The organism is Palleronia sp. THAF1, assembly GCF_009363795.1.
Lineage (GTDB): Bacteria > Pseudomonadota > Alphaproteobacteria > Rhodobacterales > Rhodobacteraceae > Palleronia.
This window is the reverse complement of sequence record NZ_CP045420.1, coordinates 410878-432903: the sequence shown is the minus strand read 5'-3', so window position 1 is coordinate 432903 and position 22026 is coordinate 410878. Positions and strand designations below refer to the sequence as shown.

Annotated in this window: 22 protein-coding genes; 6 read left to right on the top strand and 16 right to left on the bottom strand. The window is 63.5% G+C overall.

Annotation, left to right across the window (positions count from 1 at the left end):
- Positions 1-3: 3 nt before the first annotated feature.
- From FIU81_RS02215 to FIU81_RS02205, 3 genes are read right to left on the bottom strand one after another with little or no spacing between them, the layout of a single operon-like run.
- Positions 4-2790 carry a DUF4159 domain-containing protein gene (locus FIU81_RS02215; RefSeq protein WP_124110875.1) on the bottom strand — a complete coding sequence of 929 codons (2787 nt, stop codon included), beginning with the start codon at positions 2788-2790 and terminating at the stop codon, positions 4-6.
- On the bottom strand, positions 2791-3663 hold the full coding sequence (locus tag FIU81_RS02210; protein ID WP_124110874.1) for a DUF58 domain-containing protein: 873 nt from the start codon (positions 3661-3663) through the stop codon (positions 2791-2793).
- A complete protein-coding gene (locus FIU81_RS02205) occupies positions 3660-4661 on the bottom strand; it encodes an AAA family ATPase (RefSeq protein ID WP_124110873.1) in 1002 nt (333 codons plus the stop codon). The genes FIU81_RS02210 and FIU81_RS02205 overlap by 4 nt, the downstream gene beginning before the upstream one ends.
- Positions 4662-4725: 64 nt before the next feature.
- Between FIU81_RS02205 and FIU81_RS02200 the strand changes: the two genes are divergently transcribed.
- Entirely contained in the window at positions 4726-5298 is a 573-nt protein-coding gene (locus FIU81_RS02200; RefSeq protein WP_124110872.1) for a DUF1285 domain-containing protein, read from the top strand.
- 18 nt (positions 5299-5316) lie between these two features.
- On the opposite strand, the gene FIU81_RS02195 is transcribed toward FIU81_RS02200, so the two are convergent.
- From FIU81_RS02195 to FIU81_RS02165, 7 genes are all read right to left on the bottom strand, one after another.
- The gene (locus FIU81_RS02195) at positions 5317-6186 is read right to left on the bottom strand and encodes a cation diffusion facilitator family transporter (protein WP_124110871.1); all 870 of its coding nucleotides are present in this window, start codon (positions 6184-6186) and stop codon (positions 5317-5319) included.
- Positions 6187-6218: 32 nt separating this feature from the next.
- Positions 6219-6740, bottom strand: a complete 522-nt coding sequence (locus FIU81_RS02190; RefSeq protein ID WP_124110870.1) for a redoxin domain-containing protein — start codon at positions 6738-6740, stop codon at positions 6219-6221.
- A 127-nt stretch (positions 6741-6867) separates the two neighbouring features.
- Positions 6868-7176, bottom strand: coding sequence for a hypothetical protein (locus FIU81_RS02185; protein ID WP_124110869.1), 309 nt, complete (start codon positions 7174-7176; stop codon positions 6868-6870).
- 124 nt (positions 7177-7300) lie between these two features.
- Positions 7301-7825 carry a pseudouridine synthase gene (locus FIU81_RS02180; protein WP_254695971.1) on the bottom strand — a complete coding sequence of 175 codons (525 nt, stop codon included), beginning with the start codon at positions 7823-7825 and terminating at the stop codon, positions 7301-7303.
- Between the two features lie 134 nt (positions 7826-7959).
- Entirely contained in the window at positions 7960-10749 is a 2790-nt protein-coding gene (gene polA, locus FIU81_RS02175) for a DNA polymerase I (protein WP_124110867.1), read from the bottom strand.
- A 62-nt stretch (positions 10750-10811) separates the two neighbouring features.
- Positions 10812-11522: a hypothetical protein gene (locus FIU81_RS02170; RefSeq protein WP_124110866.1), complete on the bottom strand. Its 711-nt coding sequence runs from the start codon at positions 11520-11522 to the stop codon at positions 10812-10814.
- 46 nt (positions 11523-11568) lie between these two features.
- Positions 11569-11784 (bottom strand): zinc-finger domain-containing protein, encoded by a 216-nt coding sequence (locus tag FIU81_RS02165; RefSeq protein WP_124110865.1) that lies wholly within the window; start codon positions 11782-11784, stop codon positions 11569-11571.
- 87 nt (positions 11785-11871) lie between these two features.
- Between FIU81_RS02165 and FIU81_RS02160 the strand changes: the two genes are divergently transcribed.
- From FIU81_RS02160 to FIU81_RS02150, 3 genes are read left to right on the top strand one after another with little or no spacing between them, the layout of a single operon-like run.
- Positions 11872-12816, top strand: a complete 945-nt coding sequence (locus FIU81_RS02160; RefSeq protein ID WP_124110912.1) for an ABC transporter ATP-binding protein — start codon at positions 11872-11874, stop codon at positions 12814-12816.
- Between the two features lie 53 nt (positions 12817-12869).
- Positions 12870-13850 carry a mechanosensitive ion channel family protein gene (locus FIU81_RS02155; protein WP_124110864.1) on the top strand — a complete coding sequence of 327 codons (981 nt, stop codon included), beginning with the start codon at positions 12870-12872 and terminating at the stop codon, positions 13848-13850.
- A gap of 12 nt (positions 13851-13862) precedes the next feature.
- Positions 13863-14297 carry an STAS/SEC14 domain-containing protein gene (locus FIU81_RS02150; RefSeq protein WP_124110863.1) on the top strand — a complete coding sequence of 145 codons (435 nt, stop codon included), beginning with the start codon at positions 13863-13865 and terminating at the stop codon, positions 14295-14297.
- Between the two features lie 9 nt (positions 14298-14306).
- Here FIU81_RS02150 and FIU81_RS02145 read toward each other — a convergent pair whose 3' ends face one another.
- Together FIU81_RS02145 and FIU81_RS02140 are read right to left on the bottom strand one after the other, a co-directional pair.
- Positions 14307-14687, bottom strand: a complete 381-nt coding sequence (locus tag FIU81_RS02145) for a histidine triad nucleotide-binding protein (protein WP_124110862.1) — start codon at positions 14685-14687, stop codon at positions 14307-14309.
- Positions 14688-14701: 14 nt separating this feature from the next.
- A complete protein-coding gene (locus tag FIU81_RS02140; RefSeq protein ID WP_124110861.1) occupies positions 14702-16279 on the bottom strand; it encodes a DUF5928 domain-containing protein in 1578 nt (525 codons plus the stop codon).
- Positions 16280-16402: 123 nt separating this feature from the next.
- On the opposite strand from FIU81_RS02140, the gene FIU81_RS02135 reads away from it, so the two are divergent.
- The gene (locus FIU81_RS02135; RefSeq protein ID WP_124110860.1) at positions 16403-17218 is read left to right on the top strand and encodes a sulfotransferase family protein; all 816 of its coding nucleotides are present in this window, start codon (positions 16403-16405) and stop codon (positions 17216-17218) included.
- An 8-nt stretch (positions 17219-17226) separates the two neighbouring features.
- On the opposite strand, the gene FIU81_RS02130 is transcribed toward FIU81_RS02135, so the two are convergent.
- Positions 17227-17790 (bottom strand): DUF1523 family protein, encoded by a 564-nt coding sequence (locus FIU81_RS02130; RefSeq protein ID WP_172971376.1) that lies wholly within the window; start codon positions 17788-17790, stop codon positions 17227-17229.
- 49 nt (positions 17791-17839) lie between these two features.
- Here FIU81_RS02130 and FIU81_RS02125 point away from each other — a divergent pair, with 49 nt between their 5' ends.
- Entirely contained in the window at positions 17840-18817 is a 978-nt protein-coding gene (locus FIU81_RS02125) for a P1 family peptidase (protein WP_124110858.1), read from the top strand.
- Here FIU81_RS02125 and FIU81_RS02120 read toward each other — a convergent pair.
- The 3 genes from FIU81_RS02120 to folE2 are packed head-to-tail and all read right to left on the bottom strand — an operon-like array spanning position 18814 to position 21983.
- Positions 18814-20262, bottom strand: coding sequence for a TrkH family potassium uptake protein (locus FIU81_RS02120; protein WP_124110857.1), 1449 nt, complete (start codon positions 20260-20262; stop codon positions 18814-18816). The two genes, FIU81_RS02125 and FIU81_RS02120, sit on opposite strands and share 4 nt — an antisense overlap.
- A 31-nt stretch (positions 20263-20293) precedes the next feature.
- Positions 20294-20899 carry a GNAT family N-acetyltransferase gene (locus FIU81_RS02115; protein ID WP_124110856.1) on the bottom strand — a complete coding sequence of 202 codons (606 nt, stop codon included), beginning with the start codon at positions 20897-20899 and terminating at the stop codon, positions 20294-20296.
- The gene (gene folE2, locus FIU81_RS02110; RefSeq protein WP_124110855.1) at positions 20889-21983 is read right to left on the bottom strand and encodes a GTP cyclohydrolase FolE2; all 1095 of its coding nucleotides are present in this window, start codon (positions 21981-21983) and stop codon (positions 20889-20891) included. The genes FIU81_RS02115 and folE2 overlap by 11 nt, the downstream gene beginning before the upstream one ends.
- Between the last annotated feature and the right edge of the window lie 43 nt (positions 21984-22026).

The following is a 22026-nucleotide window of genomic DNA, read 5'->3' as shown; positions in this document are numbered from 1 at the left end:
CTCTCAATTCCCAAGACGGTCGAGCAGCGCGGGCACGTGGACCTGATCGGACTTATAGTTGCCGGTCAGCACGTGCATGATCAGATTCACGCCGAAGCGCAGCGAGATTTCGCGCTGCCGCTCTCCGGCAAAGCCCCGGCCTACGGGGAACATCGGGCGGCCCGTGTCGTCCACCGCCCATGCGGCAGCCCAATCGCCGCCGCCGATGACCACGGGCGTTACGTTGTCGTTCAGATCGCGGAACGGCATGCCTTCGACCATCTCGGCATCCGGCGGAGCAGCCTCGACCCATATGTTCGGCGTGGCATGGCGGCCAGGGAAGTCCTGCAGCAGGTAGAAGGTGCGCGTCAGAACGTGATCCGCCGGGATCTGCTCCAGTGGCGGCACGTCCAGCGGGCGGGCCAGCTCCTGCAACTTGCGGCTGGTAGGCGTGGTCGCCGTGCCGCCCATATCCGCATCGCGCGTGTCGAACAGGATCATGCCGCCCGACCGCAGGTAGGCGTTCAGCTTGGCGTAGGCGGCATCCGAGGGGCGCGCCATATCCGCGCTGACGGGCCAGTAGAGGAACGGGTAGAACGCCAGCTCATCGGTCTCAAGGTTCACGCCAACGGGTTCGGACGGCTCGATAGAGGTGCGGCGAAACAGCGTCTGCCCCAGCCCGAACAGCCCCGCCTGAGCGGTCTGATCCAGCCGGTCGTCGCCGGTCAGAACGTGGGCCAGCGTCACTTCGGATGTGACGGCAGCAGCGAAGGCGTCGTCGGTCACCTCTTCGCGGGGCGGGGTAGACGACATTCCATTTTGAGCGTCGGCCTGCGGCGCGCCGATCAGCATCAGCCCCGCCAAAGCGGCGGCGGCAGCGCGCGGTCCCGTCAGTCGCCCGGCCAGCCACAGGGACGCCAACACATCGATCGCCAGAAGAGCGATGCCGAGCGACAGAAGTAGACCCCCAAGCGGTTGTTCCTGTGCCGTCGCCAGCCCTTCGACCGGGATGCGCGACGGCCATGCGGTTGCAGTCAAAACGGTCTCCGGCCCGATCACATTCAGCGCGAGGCGGCGGTCCTCTCCGGCATAGAGGCCCGGAGGCGCGTCGGGGCCCGGCGCGCTGTCGGCCAGCCGCTCGCCCGGAACGCCGGGCAGGTTGCCCGCGTCTTCGACCGCTCCGAACGCCGTCAGGCGGCTGTCGATCTGCCATGTCGTGCCTTCCAGCTCACTCGCGTCCGGCTGCGCGGGGCGGGTCGAGACGGCAAGCCGTTCCAGCATCGACACGAACAGGCCCGACAGCGGCAGGCTGGACCATTCGGCGTTGGCGGTGACGTGGAACAACACCACCTGCCCCGCGCCGATGCGTTTGCGCGTGACCAGCGGCGTGCCATCGGCAAGCGAGGCGATGGTGCGTTCGGACAGCGTCGGGTCAGGTTGCGCCAGCACCTGCGCGGTGACGGTAACATCTTCGGGCACCGACAATCCGGCGAAGGGGCTTTCGTCGGCGAAGGTCTGCAGCTCTTTCGGCTCTCCCCAACTCATCGCGCCACCGACAGAGCGGCCACCGGCGCGAAGGCGCACGGGCATCAGGGGGTCCTCCTCGGCACGGCTGACGTCAGACGCGGCAAGGCGCGGGCCGGCGAAGCGCACCAGCAGGCCGCCAGCGTCGATCCACGCCAGCAGGTCGGCGGATTGCGCGTCAGGCACGGTCGCCACGTCAGCCAGAACGATGGCGTCCGGGTTGGCCAAAAGCACATCGGACAGCGCGCCGTCGATCAGGTCGGCCACGGGGTCGAGCGCCTGTTCCAAGTAGTGCGTGGGGTTCAGCAACTCGACGGACTCGCGGGCCTCGCTGCCCGACAGCAGCGCCACTTCGCGCCGTTTCAAAGCGTCGTCGGTCAGGCTGACGGCCCCGGCGGATCGTGCGCCGATGACCTCAAACCGGGACACGCGGTTACGCAATTCCGGGGGCAGCGACACGGCGACTTCGGCCTCCGTCTCGCCTTGGGCAAAGGTCGCATCGACCGTGGCCAACTGACGCTCCACCCCGTTTGGATCGAGCCCCTGCGCGGCGATGGTCACCGTGCGTTCGACACCGTCGCCCGCGCGGGTCACGGACAGCGAGATCGCTCCGTCCTCGAATATCGGGGGGCGCAGGCCGTAGATGGGACGTGGGGATTCGAACACGCGCACCGACCCGCGATCTTCAAGCGCAGCCAGCGTTTCAGCGCGGCTTTCGCGGTCCAGACCATCGGACAGCCAGATTGTATCGAAGTTGCCGGGCAACCCCTCGGCCCAAGCTGCACTGTCTTGCGGAGCCCAAGGCTGCGGCGTCAGGCCCGGAAGCTGCGACACCCACGATTGCGCGGCGCGGAACGGAAGATCACCGGCGGGCGGGTCGGTCAGCAGAACGACGGCGGCGGGGCGGTCGTCGCGTGTCGCCTCTGACAATGCCTGCTCTACCCGGTCGATCCGGCGCGGCCAGTCGCGGGCGTCGGCCCATGTGCCGTCCATCAGCACCAGCAGCGGGCCGGTGCCCGGCTCGCGCGGGTCGGGATTCAGGACCGGACCGGCGAAGCCCGCGATCAGCGCGGCAATGGCAAGGCTGCGCAGCAGCAAAAGCCACCACGGCGTCTTGTCGGACTGGTGTTCCTCGTCCTGCAGACCCAGCAGAAGCGCCACGCCGGGAAAGCGGCGGCGGATCGGCGCGGGCGGCACGGCGCGCAGCAAAATCCACAGGATCGGCAAGGCGATCAGGCCCAGCAGAAGCCAAGGCGCGGTAAAGCCGATGGGACCGAGGATCAGCATCTACACGACCCTTTCAAGCGCGGAATAGGCCCAGAGCAGCGCCTGCGTGGCCGGGGTGTTTGTGTGGTGGCAGTGGTATTGCCAGCCGGTCGCGCGGCACAGGTCGGCCAAGTCGGCCTTCCGCTCGGCCAGTCGATCCAGATAGCGGTCACGCAGGTCGCGGGCCTTCAACGTCTCATGCCGGATGCCGCCGCCCATGGACTCGAAGACTGTCCGACCGTCGAAGGGAAACGCCTCTTCCTGCGGGTCGAGAACCTGGATCATCACGCCCGACACACCTCGGTCGGCCGCTTCGGTCAACGCGGCGCGGGCCGCCGAGATGTCACCCAGAAAATCCGAGACGAACGCCGCGCGGGACCGCGACGGCATCTCGCGCGCGGTCGGTTCGCCGTATTCGCCGTCGGGATCGGCCTCCATCGCGGCGGCCAGACGCATCAACTGCACCTCTCCGCCGCGGGCGGGCAGGTCGTGGCCCATGAGGCCCACACGTTCGCCGCCGCGCACCAGCAGGATCGCAAGCGCCAAGCCCAGTTCGGCAGCACGGTAGCGTTTTTCGGGCAACGCGCTGTCGGACGCGAATGCCATGGACGCGGACGGGTCGATCCAAAGCGACACCGACTGCGCCGCCTGCCATTCCTTTTGTCGCACGAAATGGGCATCCGACCGGCCCGAACGGCGCCAGTCGATGCTGCGCGCCTCGTCACCGGGGATGGCGGGACGATATTGCCAGAACTCGTCACCCTGCCCCGGACGGCGGCGACCATGCGCGCCCAGAACGACGGATGCGGCCAAGTGCCGCGCACCCGCCAAAAGCGGTGGAAAGGCCCCGGCCAGCCCTTCGGCGCGGGCGCGGAGGGCAGCGGGATCGCTCACGCGGCGGACCGCAGTGATGTAACCCGGTCGACCGTTTGCGCGATCACGTCCGGCAAGACGATGCCGCGCGCGCGAGCCGCGAATGTCAGCGCCATGCGGTGCGTCAGGACCGGGCCGGCCATGTCGGCCACGTCTTCGACGTTCGGCACCAAGCGCCCGTCCAGCAGCGCGCGAGCCCGGACCGTCAGCATCAGGGCCTGCGCCGCACGCGGACCTGGGCCCCAGCCGACATTTTCGCGGATGACCTCTGGCGCGCTGTCCTCTTCGGGGCGGCAGGCGCGCACGAGGTCAAGGATCGCTTCGATCACACCGTCGCCAACCGGCATCCGACGCAGCAGAAGCTGCGCAGCGATCAGATCGTGGTCAGTGAAAACGGCGTGGGCGACCTCTTCCTCTGCGCCCGTCGTGGCCATCAGAATATCACGCTCGGTTTCGCGGTCGGGATAGGGCACGTCGATCTGCACAAGGAAGCGGTCCAGTTGCGCTTCGGGCAGAGGATACGTGCCCTCCTGCTCGATCGGGTTCTGGGTTGCGAGAACATGGAAGGGCGCGGCCAAGGGGTGCGTCTGCCCCGCGACGGTCACCGATTTCTCCTGCATTGCCTGCAACAGCGCCGATTGCGTGCGGGGAGAGGCGCGGTTGATCTCATCCGCCATCAGAAGCTGGCAGAAGATCGGACCTTCGATGAACTTGAAAGCGCGCGCGCCGTCCTGCCCCGTTTCCAGCACCTCTGACCCAAGAATATCAGCGGGCATCAGATCGGGGGTGAATTGCACGCGCTTTCCGTCCAGCCCCATCACGGTCGACAGCGTCTCGACCAATCGCGTCTTGCCCAGCCCCGGCAGGCCGATCAGCAGGCCGTGGCCGCCGCACAGAAGCGTCGACAGCACCAGATCGACCACCCGCGTCTGGCCGATGAACCGCTTGGTGATAGAGGTCCGCGCCTGCGCCAGCTTATCGCCCAGCGCGTCGATCTCATCGAGAATGGGGTCTGACATGGGCACGCCTCTCTTGCGGATTAAGTCATCATGTTACCATGCCGACCTATCCCGGACGGCACAAATGACAAAAGCGAAGGTGGGACAAATGGCCGTGATCCCTGATGCGAAGGCTCTGGAAGAAGCGGTGCGCGCCGCATCACAGGGCGGCATGCCGCCGATCGAGGCATGGGATCCGCCCGAATCCGGAGACATGGACCTGCGGATCGACCGTGATGGCACATGGATCCATGAAGGTTCGCCGATCCGGCGGACCAAACTGGTGCGCTTGTTCTCCACCATCCTGAAGCGCGAAGGCGACGCCTATTTCCTTGTCACCCCGGTCGAGAAGTGGCGCATCACGGTCGAAGATGCGCCATTTGTCGCATACGATGTGACGCAGCAGGATGACGCGCTGATCTTCACCACCAATGTTGGCGATACCGTCACCGCCGACGCCAACCACCCGATCCGTGTTGCGCGGAACGGCGAGGAACCGTCGCCCTACGTCATGGTGCGCGACGGGCTCGAGGCGCTGATCGACCGCAAGAGCTTTTACCGGCTCGTTGATATGGGCCATGTGCAGGGCGATCAGTTCGGCGTGACCTCAAAGGGTGTATTCTTCCCGATGGCCCCGGCGGAGGACGCGCAGCCGTAGACGAGAGGATCGTGCCGGTCATGCGCCTTCGATTTCCAGCGTGGAGTGGGATATTCCGAAGCGATCCTTCAGGCGATCCCTGGCCGTTTTGCAGATCGCGGGGCCTTGTGCAGCGTCATCTATGGCAAGGTGGGCTTCCACCGAAATCCTGTGCTCGTCGATCTGCCAGAGATGCACGTGATACGCGCGCTTCACGCCCGGAACGCCTGCAAGGGTGTCGCGCACCGCGTCGGTTTCAGCGCTGGACGGCGCCCCCAGCATCAACAGACGGATCACGGGCGGCATCTCTGACCCCGCATGCCACAGAATGTAGGCAGCGATCAGGATCGTGACGATGGGATCCACCAGCCGCCAGTCGTAGAGCAGGATCAACGTTCCGGCGACGATCACGGCGACCGAGCCGAGCGCATCCGCCAGATTGTGCAGGAACGCCGCGCGGATGTTCATCGAGGTGCGCGCCATTCGGATCGTCAGTAAGACGGTGGCAAGGTCGACGATCAGAGCCACACCGGCAAGGATGACGACGATCCAACCTTGCACGTCGGGCGGATCAAACAGCCGCGCCGCACCTTCGTACAGAAGTAGAACGCCGATCACGATCAGCGTGGTCAGGTTGATCAGCGCCGCGACAACCTCTGCCCGGCCATAGCCGAAGGTCATGTCATCGTCGGCAGGGCGGCGTGCGATGCGGCGCGCGCCGAAGGCGATCACCAGCGACAGGGCGTCGGACAGGTTGTGAACGGCATCGGCGATCAGGGCGAGCGAGCCGGACAGAAGACCGCCGATGAACTGGGCGACTGTCAGCAAAAGATTGACCCCAACGGCAGCCGCGATGCGTGCATCGCCTGCGTCGGGGTCAATGTGATGATGGCCGTGATCATGGGACATGATTGGCCACCTAGCCTAGAAGATCGGTTCGACTACGCAGCTTGGCCGCGCGCCGGGTATTCCTTATCCTTGATGAAATCGACCTTGCCGAGCAGGAACTCCAGATTTGGACGGGCAAAGGGAGAATTGGACACGGCGGCAAGGTAAAGCCGTCCGTCGGGGCGCACCCAGAACACGCCCGGTTCGGCAAACGGTGCCTTCTCACTGTCTTGAATCGGGTCGGAGACATAAAGACCCCAATCAGCGGCCTGTTCCCTGGTCAGACCGTAGCCCATCGGAACGGGATCGAGACCCCAATCGGCGTGCGCCTCGGACGCGCGCTCCTTGCTGTCCATCGAGACGTGGATCGTCTCGACGCCTTTCTCCAGAAACTGCTCATAGAGCTTGCGGGAGGTACCAAGGTATTCCTTGCACACCGGGCAGTGCAGGCCGCGATACACGATGATCTGCGTGAAGGTATCGGGCGATTGCTGTTCGAGCTTCCACTTCGGACCTGCGGTCAGGTTCAGTTCCAGTGCGGGTGCTTGGCTATCGGGTGTGGGGGTGGTGGGCATGGGACGATCCTTTTTTCGGTTCGCCCCATCAGCGCATTGTTCGCCGCGTTGTTCCCCATCGCGTCGGCGTGACGCGGGCCGCCGCGCCTGTATCAAGGCGCGCGGTGGCCGCGGGTCTTTACCCAGATCAGCTTGCGCAGGCCATCATAGAGATCAAAGGCACATCGTCGAACCGCACGGCATAGGTGCCGACGGTCACTTCGGTGCCGCCAGCGTTCCAGCGCCACGAGCCGTTGCCCTTGCCGTCGATCTTCGCGGTGCAGCGGTCTGTCAGCGTGATGGTTTCATTGGCACGCACAAGACGACTCCCACTGTCGAATGCGGTTTCCGAATAGACGACGCCGTGATCCGACACCATCGCACGGTCGGCCACGGCCACCGTTGCGGTCGAGATCAGCGTCGCGAGTGTGAGTGTGAGTGTGAGCGTTTTCTGCATCTATGGTCCTCCTGCCTGAGCCGAGACTTAAGCATGCATCCCCTAACAAATCATTGACCGAGCGCATTTGAACGAAAAGGCCGCGCGCTCTCGTAGCGCCCAAGGCACATAGGCAAAAACTTGCTTAAACCGTGGCGATCTTGGGATCGATGTCGCGCCACTCCCCCGGTGCGAGATCGTCCAGCCCGACCGGGCCAATTGCGATCCGTACAAGCCGCAGGGTCGGCAGGTCGACGTGGGCGGTCATGCGCCTGACCTGGCGGTTACGTCCTTCGCGCAGGATGATCCGCAGCCACGCGTCGGGCACCGTTTTCCGCACGCGCACGGGCGGGTCGCGCAGCCATAAATCGGGCGGATCGATACGCGTGATCTGCGCTGGCAGCGTCGGGCCGTCCTTAAGCGTAACACCTTGTTCCAGCTTCTGAAGCTGTTCATCCGTCGGCGTACCCTCGACCTGAACCAGATAGGTCTTCGGCCACTTGTGCGCAGGGTCCGTGATACGCGCCTGCAAGGCTCCGTCATTGGTCAGCAGAAGCAACCCTTCGCTATCTCGGTCCAGCCGCCCTGCCGGATAGACGCCGGGCAAATCAAGCCACCGTTTCAGCCCCGGCCAGTGCCCATCGTCGGTGAACTGTGACAGAACGTTCATCGGCTTGTTGAACGCGATAAGCCGGGGCGGACCCTCTGTCTTGTGGCGCGGCCGGGGTCTGGGACGAGAGGCCATCGGCAAGTCTCCTGACGGTCAAACTTTTGCCACTTTCGGAAACCGGGCCGATTCGCAAATCAATGCGCGTCGGCCCAACTCGCCCCCTGCCCCGCGTCGGCATCCAACGGGACGGTCAGGTGAACGGTGGGATTGGCGGCCCCCTCCATCACCTCACGAGCGGTGGCGATCAGCGCATCCTGATGGCCTTCGTCCACCTCGAACAACAGTTCATCGTGGACCTGCAAAAGCATGGTGGCGGGCAGATCGGCGATCGCGTCCTCCATTCGGATCATCGCGCGGCGGATGACATCAGCGGCCGTCCCTTGGATCGGCGCATTGATGGCGGCGCGCTTCGCAAAGCCAGCGCCGGGGCCGCGAGCGTTGATTTCGGGCGTGTTGATGCGACGGCCGAACAGGGTCTCGACGTAGCCGTGTTCCTTGGCGAAGGCGGTCGTCTCGGCCATGTAGTCCTTGATGCCGGGGAAGCGTTCGAAATAGCGGTCGATGAAGCCCTGCGCCTCTTCGCGCGGGATCCGCAGGTTGCGGGCAAGGCCGAAACCGCTGATGCCGTAGATGACGCCGAAGTTGATGGCCTTGGCTTGTCGGCGCACGTCGGCGGTCATCTGATCCAGCGGCACGCCGAACATCTCTGACGCGGTGGTGGCGTGGATGTCCTGCCCATCCTTGAACGCCTGTTTCAGCGCGTCGATCCCGGCGATGTGGGCGAGGATGCGCAGTTCGATCTGGGAATAGTCGAGGCTGACCAGCACCTTGCCTTCGGGGGCGACGAAAGCCTCTCGGATGCGGCGGCCTTCCTCTGTCCGAATCGGGATGTTCTGCAGGTTCGGATCGGTCGAGGCGAGGCGCCCGGTGCTGGCCCCTGCAATGGAGTATGACGTATGCACGCGGCCCGTTTCGGGGTCGATATGATCCTGCAACGCATCGGTATAAGTCGATTTCAGCTTCGAGACTTGCCGCCAGTCCAGCACCTTGCGGGGCAGTTCGTGTTCGGTTGCGAGCTCTTCGAGAATGTCGGCCCCGGTGGAATAGGCCCCGGTCTTGCCTTTCTTGCCGCCGGGCAGGCCCATCTTGTCGAAGAGGATTTCGCCAAGCTGCTTGGGAGAACCCACGTTGAACTCCGCCCCCGCGATCTCTGCGATCTCGGCCTCCAGCCCTGCCATCTTCTGCGCGAAAGCGCCGGACATGCGCGACAGGGTGTTCCGGTCCACCTGCACGCCCGCCATCTCCATCCGCGCCAGCACGGGGATCAGGGGGCGTTCCAGCGTCTCATATACCGTTGTGACGCGGGCGCGGTGGAGGCTCGGCTTGAGCGTGCGGTGCAGACGAAGGGTGACGTCGGCATCCTCGGCGGCGTAGCGGACGGCCTTGTCGACAGGCACCTTGTCAAAGGTGATCTGGGATTTTCCGGTGCCGATCAGCTCTTTGATGGGGATACAGGTGTGGCCAAGATAGCGTTCGGACAGCGCATCCATGCCGTGATTGTGCAGGCCCGCGTGCTGGGCGTAGGAAATCAGCATCGTGTCGTCGATGGGCGTGATGTGAATGCCAAGGCGGGAGAGGATCTTGTAGTCGTACTTGGCGTTCTGAAGGATCTTGAGAACGGCGGAATCTTCCAGCAGCGGCTTGAGGTGCTTGAGCGCGGTGTCGAAGTCGATCTGGCCGTCTGCAAGCGCATCGGTGCTGAACAGGTCAGCTTCTGCGTTTTCCTTGTGGGCCAGCGGGATGTAGCAGGCGACGCCGGGACCAAGCGCCAGCGACACGCCGACCAGCAGGGCCTGCATCTCGTTCAGTGACGTGGTTTCGGTGTCGATGGCCACAAAGCCCTGCGCGGTGGCACGTTCGACCCAGTCGGCCAATTCTGCCTCGGTCTTCACCCATGTGTAGTCCTCGGGGAACGGCGGCTCTTCGATCTCTTCGTCGGCGGCGGTGATCGACGCGGCGGGGATCGCAGGCGTGTCGACGCCGAGCTCTTCGGACACGCGACGCACGATTGTGCGGAACTCCATGTCGCCCAAGAATTGCAGCAGGGTATCGGGGTCGGGTTCTTTCACCTCAAGCGAGGCAAGGTCGTAGTCCAGCGTCATGTCGCAATCGAGCTGGACCAGCTTTTTGGACAATTCGATCTGCTCGCGGTGCTCGATCAGGGTCTGGCGGCGCTTGGGCTGGGGGACCTCTTCGGCGCGGTCCAGCAGCTCTTCCAGCGTGCCGAATTCGTTGATCAGAAGCGCAGCGGTCTTGATGCCGATACCGGGCGCGCCGGGCACGTTGTCCACCGAGTCGCCGGCAAGCGCCTGTACGTCGACGACGCGTTCGGGTCCGACCCCGAACTTGGCCTCGACCCCCTCACGGTCGATGGTCGTGTTCTTCATGGCGTCGAACATGACCACGCCGTCACCGATCAGCTGCATCAGGTCCTTGTCGGAACTGATGATGGTGCAGCGGCCCCCGGCTTCGCGCGCCTTGCAGGCCAGCGTGGCGATGATGTCGTCAGCCTCGAACCCCTCTTGCTCCAGACACGCAAGGTTGAAGGCGCGCGTGGCGTCGCGGGTCAGGGGGATCTGGGGGCGCAGATCCTCGGGCATCTCGTCCCGGTTGGCCTTGTACTGATCATACATGTCGTTGCGGAAGGTGTGGCTGCCCTTGTCGAAGACGACAGCCGCGTGGGTCGGCGCGTCAGGGCCCTTGTTGTCCTGGATCATCTTCCACAGCATGTTCACAAAGCCCGAGACCGCGCCAACGGGCGTGCCGTCCGACTTGCGCGTCAGCGGCGGCAGCGCGTGAAAGGCGCGGAAGATGAAGGCCGAGCCGTCGACCAGATGCAGGTGGTGGCCTTTGCCGAAGGACATGGGCGCGCTCCGATTTGATTGGCCTTCTACCTAGCCCCACGTCGGGCCGGGCAAAAGGGCCGTCAGTCGCATATGCGTGCGCGCAGGCGGTCACGGTCGATATCGCGGTCTGGAAGTGTCGCGGGACCGGGCAGGTTCGGCTCGCTGGCGCGGCGGGCGAGCGGGACGTCGGAAACCGTGTTGCCGAACTCTTGTCCAAGCTCAGGCGCGCCATCGAGTAGCGGATCGTAAGGGCCGGGAGGGGCCACGGGGCCTGCCGTGATCTCGGGCGCTATGGAGGTCTCGTCCGGCGAATCGATTGGGTTGCGCGGTGCATCGTTGGGCCGGGGCGTGTAGAACTGGCAGATCGCGTAGCCGCGACGCACGGCCACTGCCTTGTCGTAGATGGCCGACAGGTCGATCAGATTGCCGGATTTGCGGGCATAGCCTGCGGAGAAGGACAGGGCGAGCGGATGATCGTAAAGCCGGGTGTTATCGCCGAACAGCGCTTCCGGTCCTTCCCAGCCGGTGCCGAGCGCCGCGTGGAACGTGTAGTCGCCCGGCGGCATCAGCGCGCGAAAAGGGCGTCCCGCTTCTGCGTAGGCCGTCAGCACAATAGCGTCGGTTTGCGCATCACGTAGCACGAGGTAGGCGTCACGATCTGGCGCGGTCTTCACCTGCAACGGCAACGTGCGCGGCAGATTCGTCCGGGAATCGATCACGCCGTGGGATGGTGCGGCGACAGCCGGAGAACTCAGGAGAAGTGCGAAGATCAGAAGTAAGCGCGGGATCATGGACGATCAACGATCCGGCGCGCATCACGGGTCCCGCACCATATCGTCAGTGCCCGCCCGCGCCCTCTTTCAACACGAACCGCTTGTCGCAGTAGCCGCATTCGACCCAGCCACGCTCTTCGTCGATCTGCAACCAGACGCGCGGATGGGTCATGTGGCCATCGCAAGAGACGCGGGTGCTTGAGACCTCTTCGGTCTCGGGGGCGTCGTAGATGCCTGTGGTCGGCAGGACACCGGGGTTGTCCACGGGTTTTTCGGACATGGGCGGCAAATCCTTGTTGCTTGTCCCGCCGGATCGCGGGTCTAGGTCGCGGCGAAGCATAGAGGACAGCGCATGGGGAACAAGGGCATGGGTGGCAACGCCATCGAGATCACAGGACTGCAGAAGACCTATGCCGGAACGACAGGCGATGCGCCCAAGCACGCGCTGAAGGGCGTGGACCTGACGATCCCGCAGGGCAGTATCTTCGGGCTTCTGGGGCCGAACGGTGCGGGCAAGTCGACGCTGATCAACATCCTGGCCGGGCTGGTGACGAAATCGGCGGGCAAAGTGTCGATCTGGGGGTTCGATCAGGACGTGAACCCGCGGCAATCGCGCGCCGCCATCGGGGTGATGCCGCAGGAGCTAAACCTTGATCCGTTTTTCACGCCACGCGGGTCGCTGGATGTCCAGGCCGGCCTATACGGCGTGCCGAAAGCGCAGCGTAAAACCGACGAGATCCTCGACCTGATCGGCCTGACCGACAAGGGCAACGCTTATGCGCGCGCGCTGTCGGGCGGGATGCGGCGGCGGCTGTTGCTGGGCAAGGCGCTGGTGCACGACCCCCAGATCCTTGTGCTGGACGAGCCGACGGCGGGCGTGGATATCGAGTTGCGTCAGATGCTGTGGAAGAACGTGCGGCAGCTGAACGATCAGGGCATGACGATCATCCTTACGACCCACTACCTTGAAGAAGCAGAGGAAATGTGCGACGAGATCGCCATCATGAACCACGGAGAGGTTCTGATCCGCGACACCACCGCAAAGCTGATCGCGATGATCGACACCAAGACGCTGGTGATCGAGCCTGCGTCAGAGGCCCCCGCCGACATCGCTTTGCCCGATGGCGTCGAGATGGATCGCCGGGACAACGGCAAGCTGGCGTTCAACTACGCCAAGACCAAGGTGAAGCCGGGCGATATCTTGGCCGCCTTGCGCGACGCGGGCGTCGAAATCGCGGATGTATCTATCGAAGAACCGCACCTGGAAGACGTGTTCCTTGACCTGACGCGAAAGGCCGACCGCGCGGCCTAAGCGGAACCGTTCCCTCTTTGATGGCTTGAATGGCAGGCAAAAGAGGGATGCACATGGACGAAATCGACGCCGATGTCGGAAACATCTTCGACAAGATCGACGCATGGGTGGACGGCTTCTTTCGCCTGCTGCCGAACATCGCAATCGCGCTTGTCGTCATCGCGGTTTTCTGGATGTTGTCGCGCGTTGTCGGACGCATGGTGCAGAAAGCCGCAGACCGGCGCGGGCGCGAGAATTTGGGTATGGTCGGCGCATCGCTGTTGGGATGGGTCGTTTTCATCATCGGTATCATGCTGGCGGTTACCATCGTCGCCCCGTCGATCAGTCCCGCAGACCTGTTCGCAGGCCTTGGCATCGGTTCTGTTGCCATCGGTTTTGCCTTCAAGGATATCTTGCAGAACCTGCTGGCAGGTATCTTGATCCTATTGCGTCAGCCGTTCGAAGTCGGTGACCAGATCAAGGTTTCCGGCGGACACGAAGGGACGGTCGAACGGATCGAGACTCGTGCCACGTTGATCCGCACCTACGACAACCGTCGCGTCGTCATCCCGAACACCGATATTTACACGGACTCGGTCGTTGTGAAGACCGCGTTCAAACACGCCCGGTCACAATACGATATTCTGATTGGATGCTCGGACGATTTCGACACCGCCCGCAAAATCATGCTGGACACGGTGAAGGAAATCGACGGCGTGCTGGCCGACCCCGCGCCCGATACCGTGCCGTGGGGCATGGAGGCCGATGGCAACACAGTGCGCCTGCGCTGGTGGACGGCATCGGATCGCGCGAACACCGTGCGCGTCTGGGGCGAAGTCATCCAGAAGGTTTACAATGCCCTCGACTCCAACGGCATCGACCTGCCCTATCCCACGCGCATGGTTCTGTTCCACGACCAGACCGAAGAGTTCGACGGCGACCGCACCCGACAGCGCGAAGGCTGGCCTGCCGGGTCCGGTCCCTCTCCAGAGCAGGCCAGAATAGAAACGGCCCTGCGCGAGAGGATGGGACAGAAAGAAGCGGGCGGAACCTGACGGCAGTGCCACATGTTTTTCAGTGAGGAAATGAACCGGAGCCCCAAGATGTTTACGACCCCCACAGTGCGCCAGGCACCTGCCGACACCGATGGCGTCTACGCTTTTCATATTGTCGGCGAGGTCACGTCCGATGATATGGAAACGATGGCCGAGTACATGAACACTCAGTTCGACACCCATGACAAAGTGTCGATGTTGTTGATTTTTGACCGCTACGACGGTGCGGAAAGCGGTGCTTCGCTGGACTGGGACGTCATCAAATCGCGCGTGCGGTCTGTCGCGAAGGTTGACAAATACGCCGTGGTCGGTGCCCCCGAAAAGGCGGGCGATATGGTGGAGACGATGAGCAAGGTGCTTCCCGTCGATGGCCGCGCCTTCGATACAGAGGCCGAAGGATGGGCGTTCGTCGGGGCCAAGCCGAAGGAAGAAGAGCTTCGGACTTGAGGCTTGGCCCTAGTCCTTCTGCAGCATCCGCCCCATCGCACGCCCGCCAAGAATGTGCAGGTGGTAATGCGGCACCTCTTGAACGCCGTGCGATCCGGCGTTCGAGATCGTGCGATAGCCTTTCCCGTTCCCACCCGGCGACAGGCCTTTTTCCGCAACGATGCGGGCAGTGACACGGGCGAAATCGACCAGCTCGGCGTCGGATGCTTCGGCGGCGAAGTGATCATGGCAGACATATGACCCCTTCGGGATCACCAGCACATGCACCGGCGCTTGCGGCGTGATGTCGTTGAAGGCCAACGTGTGATCGGTCTCTAGCACGGTGTCGTTCGGGATCTCTCCGCGCAGGATCTTGGCGAAGATGTTCTGGTCGTCGTAGGCGAAGGGCATGGTCTCTCCTGCGGTCAGTCTTGGAACAGATAGGGCAGACCGGCAATTTCGCCCGCCTTGTCGGCATCGATCTTCAGAAATGCACGGATGGCGGCGGCGCGTGTTTCGGTATCGTCGGCCTGTTCGATGCGGATCAGCGACTCGAATCCGGCGTCCCGGATCGCTTCACGCTCGTGCCGGATGTCGGCCCGGACGGTGGGCATCAGGCGTTCCAACGCCATCGGCGGAACATCGGCACCGATCAGGCCAAGACGCTGGGCGTGACCGATCAAATAGTCGTCGCTGAACTCGCAATCCAACTCCAGTATACGCGTCGTGCAGCGGTCGCCTTCGAAGTCGCGCATCAGGTCCAGATCGGCGGGGTCCAAGCAGATGACAAGCCGGTCGTCGCCGTTGTATTCCATCAGCAGACGTAGAAGCGCGCGGCGGTGACGGTGGCGTTTTTCAACCGTCTTCTCGATCCCGCCAAGATCCGGCAGGTTCGCGTCCATCTCGTTGAACAGATAGCCGACGGTTGGAACGCCTGTCTGCTCGCGGATGCGCTGGGCCAGACGTTTCGCGACGTGCCACTTCTTGCAGACGATCATTAGCACATCGCGCTCGAAGCCCAAACTGGCTTCGCGCTCCCAGAACCGAGGCGCGAAGCGGCGCCCTTCCCGGCCACGCCCCGTCAGGAAAGCATGCAGGCGACGCCCCTCGCCCGACAGCGGGAAGTCAGAGCGATCTTCGTTATACAGATCACCCAACCGCGCCTTCAATTCATGCGCTTCCGGGCTGATCTTGCGGGCGAACAGGTAATTCTGCGCCAACAGCAGATCGTAGTGGTCATCGTAGAACGACACCGGCATCCCGTAGTCAGAGAAGATCAGGAACGTGGGCGTGCGGTTGCGGATCTCGTTATGTGGCACGACATGGCGCACGACGGTCTGGAAGAACGTCTCATCCGGGATCCAGGTGGTGCGGAAAAAGCGCATCACGTCGCGACGGGTGCGACAGAAAGACAAAACCTTTTCGATGGTATCGCGCCGCAGGCACCACCATTGCGAGCCGATCATGATCTGGATATCGGCTGGCACCTTGCGCGTGATGTTCAGGCGGCGCTGAACCTCATAGGTGGCATAGAACAGCTTGGCTTGCGTGCGTTCATTGAACGGATGGCGGTAAATCAGACGCTCTTCCTTGAAGCCGGTCTTGATCCAGTCCGAACGAAAGAAATCGTGGCTTTCGATGTAATCGCAGCTGTCGCGATCCAGAAACTGGTGACAGTATGCGGCCGACTTGATCGGCATGCAGTCGCCCGAGACCATGTAGAAATGGGTGGCACGCGGAAAACTATCGAAGGCGGTTTCAACGGCTGACAACGACGCGGCGACAAGGCTCCACGCGCCCCAGCCGCATTTGTAGCGCTTCGCGGCGAAGGCGACGCCGGGATTGCCGTCAAGCGCGTCGCGTATCGCGGCGAAGTCGGCGGGATCGGCCCGGCCATCGAAATGGATCGACACGAAGTCACCCGCAGCCGTCAACCGTCGCGCCTGTGCAACGATGGCTTTTGGGTCCTTGTGACACAGAAGAATGTAGGCGATCTTGGCCATGTTCGGTCTATTGTTTACGCCCGGGCATCATTTGGCCCCATTTACACCGAAATGTGGATGTAGTGACAGGGTTCTGAAACATTTTTAATCGCCCTGTCGGCGATAGACATCGGAGACGTGCGAATGGGGTTTCCCGGAACCTGGATGACCGAAAGCGAGAGTGTCGTTTATCGGGTGGTGCCCAAGTGCGCCTGCTCGACCATCGGGCAAATCATGTTCTACTCGGACCATGGTGAGTTCTTCGACGGGGATATTCACGATGCGAAGTCAGGCATGCACAAATGGGCCATGGAAGAGAGCCATGCGCCTATAACCCGCGCCGTGACCAGCCACGACACCTATGCGTTCACCTGCGTGCGGAACCCCTACACCCGCGTGCTATCGTCGTTCTTCGACAAGATCTGCGGCATCCAGCGTAACGGCAAGCGCTACCGCGGCAATCTGGTGCCCCTACTGATCCAGAAATACGGGATCGAAGTTGGCGGCAAGGATGGCAAGGAAGAGTTCGACCAAATCGCGTCGTTCCGCCGGTTCCTTCTGTTCGTGCGCGACACCATCCGCTTCCGCAAACCGATGGAGCCTGACATTCACTGGTCGGCCACGTCAGGACACGTCTCCACATTCATCGCGAACGGCGGCCGCTACGATAACATTTTCTGGACCGAGGCATTCAACGACGGGATGCAGTCGGTGCTGAACAGCATCGACACTCGGCATACCGTCGATCTGGCCTCGATCCCCCGCTTCAACGAAAGTGAAGGGCATGGCCCCAAGCGCGCACACCCTGTGGCGGACTACTTCGACGACCTGTCGATGCATTTGATGTGGGAAATCTACCACCGCGATTTCAAGCTATTCAAATACGACTTCGAAGATCCGGCGAACAAGATGCCAGTGGGCGAAATCGACTACGACGAGATCCACGCCAAGCTAAGCTAGGCTGAGGATCAAACGTCCTTGCCGCCCCGTCCGCCGAACAGCGGACGGATGCGGTTGCGCCATAGCAGTTGCGACATCCGCCAAAGCGCCAGCATCGCGACGATGATCGCCACGAAGACACCCACCGCCAACCAAGGGAAGAAGCTGACATCCGGCCCATCCACCCGCCAGATGCGCGTGGCGTTCGGGAAGGCGGACAAAAGGCGCGAGCGCCAGCCGTAGTGGCGCACCGCAACCCAGACGGCATCGTCGCGCGTAGAAATCAGGTCGGCGGCCTTTGCCTGTAGATCGGCACTGTCGAACTTGAAGTAGAAAGGCCAGCCCAACCCTGTGTCCTCGTTACGAAAGACAGCGGCATCACCGTCCGGGTCCACGCCTTCGATGAACCGCACGTCGACGTTGCCGCTTGCGGTCGCCTCGCTGGAGTAGAAGATCGCATTGGCCCCGAAATCCATGCGCCGAATATCGGTGTTCACGATCCGCACCACATCGGTCTGCGGCAGCGTGTAGTGGAGAACGGCGAACAGGATCAGCATCCAGCCCGCGATCAGGATCAGCTTCAAACTGCGCATGGTGTCTTCTCGCTTGGCCAAAGGTCCGCTTTGCCCCATCCTTTGCCCCATGACACCCGGTCCCCGCAACTCCATCACCGATATTCCCGGCATAACGGTCGGACACGCCTCGAATTCAGTTCTGAAATCGGGCGTCACGGTCCTGACGGCGGCGGATCGCTTCATTGCGGGCGTTCACATCATGGGCGGCGCGCCCGGCACGCGGGAGACGGATCTGCTGGCGCCCGACAAGCTGGTCGAGCGGGTGGATGCGCTGGTGCTGTCGGGTGGGTCGGCCTTCGGGCTCGCGGCGGCGGACGGCGTCATGGCCGGGCTGCGGCGCGCGGGACGGGGATTTCAGGTAAACGGGCGCCTCGTGCCCATCGTGCCCGCCGCGATCCTGTATGATCTGGACGCAGGCGGCGATCACGACTGGTCGGACAACCCCTACCCCACCCTTGGCCGCAAGGCGCTGCAGGGCGCGGGAGTGGACGCGGCGATGGGATCGGTCGGTGCCGGCACGGGCGCCATCGCGGGTCAGTTGAAGGGCGGCATCGGAACGGCTTCGGCAGTGCTGGAAGACGGAACAACCGTCGGCGCCTTGGTCGCCGCGAACCCGGTGGGCGGCGTGGTGTGCCCTGATACGGGCCGCTTCTGGGCCGCACCGTTCGAGGAAGCCGACGAGTTCGGAGCGCGCGGCGTGCCAAAGCGCGCGGCGCTGGCGACGAAGGTACCGCTGGTGGGGGCCGCGACCACCATCGCCCTCGTCGCTACCGACGCCACGCTGACCAAAGCCGGAGCGACGCGGCTAGCGACGGCGGCGCACGACGGCCTCGCCCGCGCGATCTTGCCCGCGCATACGCCCTTCGATGGGGATCTGGTCTTCGCCGCCGCGACCGGAGCGCGCCCGGCACCCGATCCCATGGGGCTGGCATTGCTCGGCCACGCCGCCGCGACCTGCCTGTCGCGCGCCATCGCCCGCGCTGTATTTCACGCGACACCCGCCATCGGCGACCCGGTGCCCTGCTGGCAGGATCGGTTCGGCTAGCCCCGCCAGAACTGCACGGTGAACAGGACGTAAACGGCCATCAGTTCCAGCCGTCCGACCAGCATGCCGATGATGCACAGCCACTTGGCCGTGTCGTTCAGCGGGCCGAAGTAGCCCGATGGTCCGATGACCGGGCCCAGCCCCGGACCGATGTTGCCGATGGCGGTGGCCGCGCCCGAAACGGCGGTCACGAAATCCAGCCCGGTCAGCCCCAGTGCGACGGCCAGCACGCCCAGCGACACAACGAACAGTACGAAGAACGCCATGACCGACGACAGGACCTCTTCCGACACGCGGCGGTCTTCGAACTTCGGAGCGAAGACGCCGTGAGGGGAGTGGATGCGGCGGACCTGGCTCCAGATGGCGGACACAAGGATCTGGTAGCGGAAGATCTTCACCGAACAACAGGTCGATCCGGCGCAGCCGCCAATCAGACCGATGAAGAAGAACAGCACCATCGCGAAAGCGCCCCACAGCTGGTAGTCCACGCTGGCGTAGCCGGTTCCCGAGATGATCGAGGTCACGTTGAACAGCGCCTCGCGCAGCGACTCCTCGAATCCGCGTCCGTCGTAGCTGATCTGGAAAAAGGCCAGCACCACTGCAGCCACCGTGATGACGCCTATGTAAGCCCTGATCTGCGCGTCGCGGAAGATTGGTTTCGCGGTACCGGCGACCAGCTGGATGTAGCGCACGAAGGGCAAGCTTGCGAGGACCATGAAGACGCTCGCGAAGTATTCGGGCGCGCCCTGGAACGCGCCGAAGCTTTGATCAGTCGTCGAGAATCCACCCGTGGAAACCGTCGTCAGCGCATGGTTGATCGCGTCGAAGCTGCTCATCCCCAGCGTCAGGTAGGACAGGAAGCAGGCGACCGTCAGCACGAGGTAGATCCAGCTGATTTGAGCCGCGATCTCTGCCGCGCGGGGCAGGATCTTACCCATCGTGTCGAACGCCTCTGACCGGAAGATCTGCATGCCGCCGACGCGCAGTTCCGGCAGGAACACCATGGCGACGACGATGATGCCGATGCCGCCGAACCACTGCAGCATCGAGCGCCACAGCAGCAGTCCTTCCGGGAATTCGTCGAGGCCCGAGAACACCGTCGACCCGGTGGTGGTCACGCCGGATACGGCCTCGAAGAAGGCATCCGTCACGGTTGCGTCGATGGGCGAGAACATGAAGGGGATTGCACCGAAGACGGGCAGCGAGACCCAGACAAGCGTGGTCAACAGGAACGTCTGCTGCAGCGACAGCGCGCGGGTGTTGGCGTTCGCGGTGGCCATAGCCAACACGCCGCCCGTCAGCATCGACACGGCAGAGGCATTGAAAAAGACGGTCCAGTGCCCGTTGCCCGACAGGATGTCGATCATCATGGGCACGATCATCGACGCACCTAGCGCCGTGACCAGAAGGCCGATCACATGTCCGACGGGGCGAAAGTCTATCATGCCAGCGGAGTGGCGCGGCCCCTTGTGCCTGTCAAGCCGCCGCGAGGCCGGGGGTAAGCTGCCACGCCGCTCGAACCGCATCGCCTGAGCGGTTGTCTGGGTAATCTGACGGGTCGGCGTGGACCGGCAAGACGAAGGCGCGTTCACCGCTGTTGTCCACCGGATCGGCCCCAAGGCTGACCATCAGGCCCGCCATCGCACGATTCCGGGGGTGCACGATGGCGTCCAGAGCTTCGATCCTGATGGCAGCAGCGTCATGCAGCAAACGGCCTAGCAGAAGCATGCCAAGCCCCCTGCCCTGAAAGGCATCCACCACCGTTAGCGCCAGTTCGGCACGGGTGCCCGTATCGGTCGCCCGAAAGAAATGGGCGATCCCGGCGGGAACCTGTTTGGGGCTTTCGTCGTCCAACACCAACGCTCCGACGGCGCCGTGCCGAAAATTGTCGGGGGACACGAAGCGCGTCGCATCGGGGTCGGACATGTAGGAAGATGTGCTGAGAAACCGCATCATGCGGCTGTGCTGCGACAGATCGTCGAATCCTTGTCGCAACGCGGCCGCATCGCTGGGCCGAGGCGCGCGCAACAGCACGCGCGTTCCGTCCCGCAATCGCGTTACGATGGGCGCGTCATCCGACATGGAACAGCGATGCGAAGGCGCGTGGGTCGATGCTGGCACTTTCGAACGTGGGGCCTTCGGTCAGGACGCTGACGGCATCGTGACTGTGCAGGCTTTCCTGATGACTGGCCGCGATCCGGTAGTCGCCGATGCGCGGATCGGCCTGACACCCTTGGGCAAACAGGCGCGCCGCATCTTCCACGAAGATCGGATTGGCGGCGTTCAGCTCGGCAAAGGCCTGTTCGTCCTCACGCTTCACCATCACCTGCGTCTCGGTCGGCACAGCGGTGCGGCACATCTCGATCAGGTCTTCGAACCACAGCGTCTGGCCCTCTTCAAGCACCACGGACAAACGTGCGACCGACCGCTGGGAATGCGGCGTTGCCAGCTGCCCTCGCGTGCGCCGTGCATGTTCCGAAAGTTCCAGAGAGCACGGACAGGTCGAGGAATAGACGTAATCAAGGTGCATGACCCGCGTGCGCGTGCCGCCCTGATCGATCACCTCCAGAGCGATGTCGTAATACTGGTAACCCGCCAGTCCGGAGCGCAGACTGTCCACCTTCATCGGGAATGAAAGCCGCATCATCAGACGGGCATCGAAACTGTCGAGGTCTTGCTTGTAGGCGTCCAGCGTCGCTTCCATCACGTCCATCGAGAACGTCTCTTCGGCGCGCGCATAGAAGGTGCGCATTATCCGGGACATGTTGATGCCCTTTTTGCCCGCCTCTAGCGACACGGTGCCAGTCACGCTGGTTTCCAGCGTCAGATCGCCGTTGTCGCGGGTGTGGTAGCGGATCGGCAGGCGGAAGTTAGAGATACCGACGTGCTGGATCGCGCGCTTGGCCCCCCGGATCAGCGAGGACGGACCGTTCTGCAAGTCGGGCATTTGCGCGCGGTAGGCGTCATCGACCGTGAAATCTTCCGGATAGGCGCGCTTCAGGGCGGGATATCCCTGATCGCCGTCCAGCATCGCGGATAGAACGGGATCGAGGTCGCGCACCTCTTCAGGCGCAGCCGTCTCGACCCAGGCGCGCAGCCGGGCCAGCAGATCGGCCGCCTCATCGCGGTCTTGCGGCGTGTCGAGGTCGCGGGGGTGCACGTTCATGTCCAGTCCTTCCAGCAGATACCGGAGTCTGTAGATGGTAACG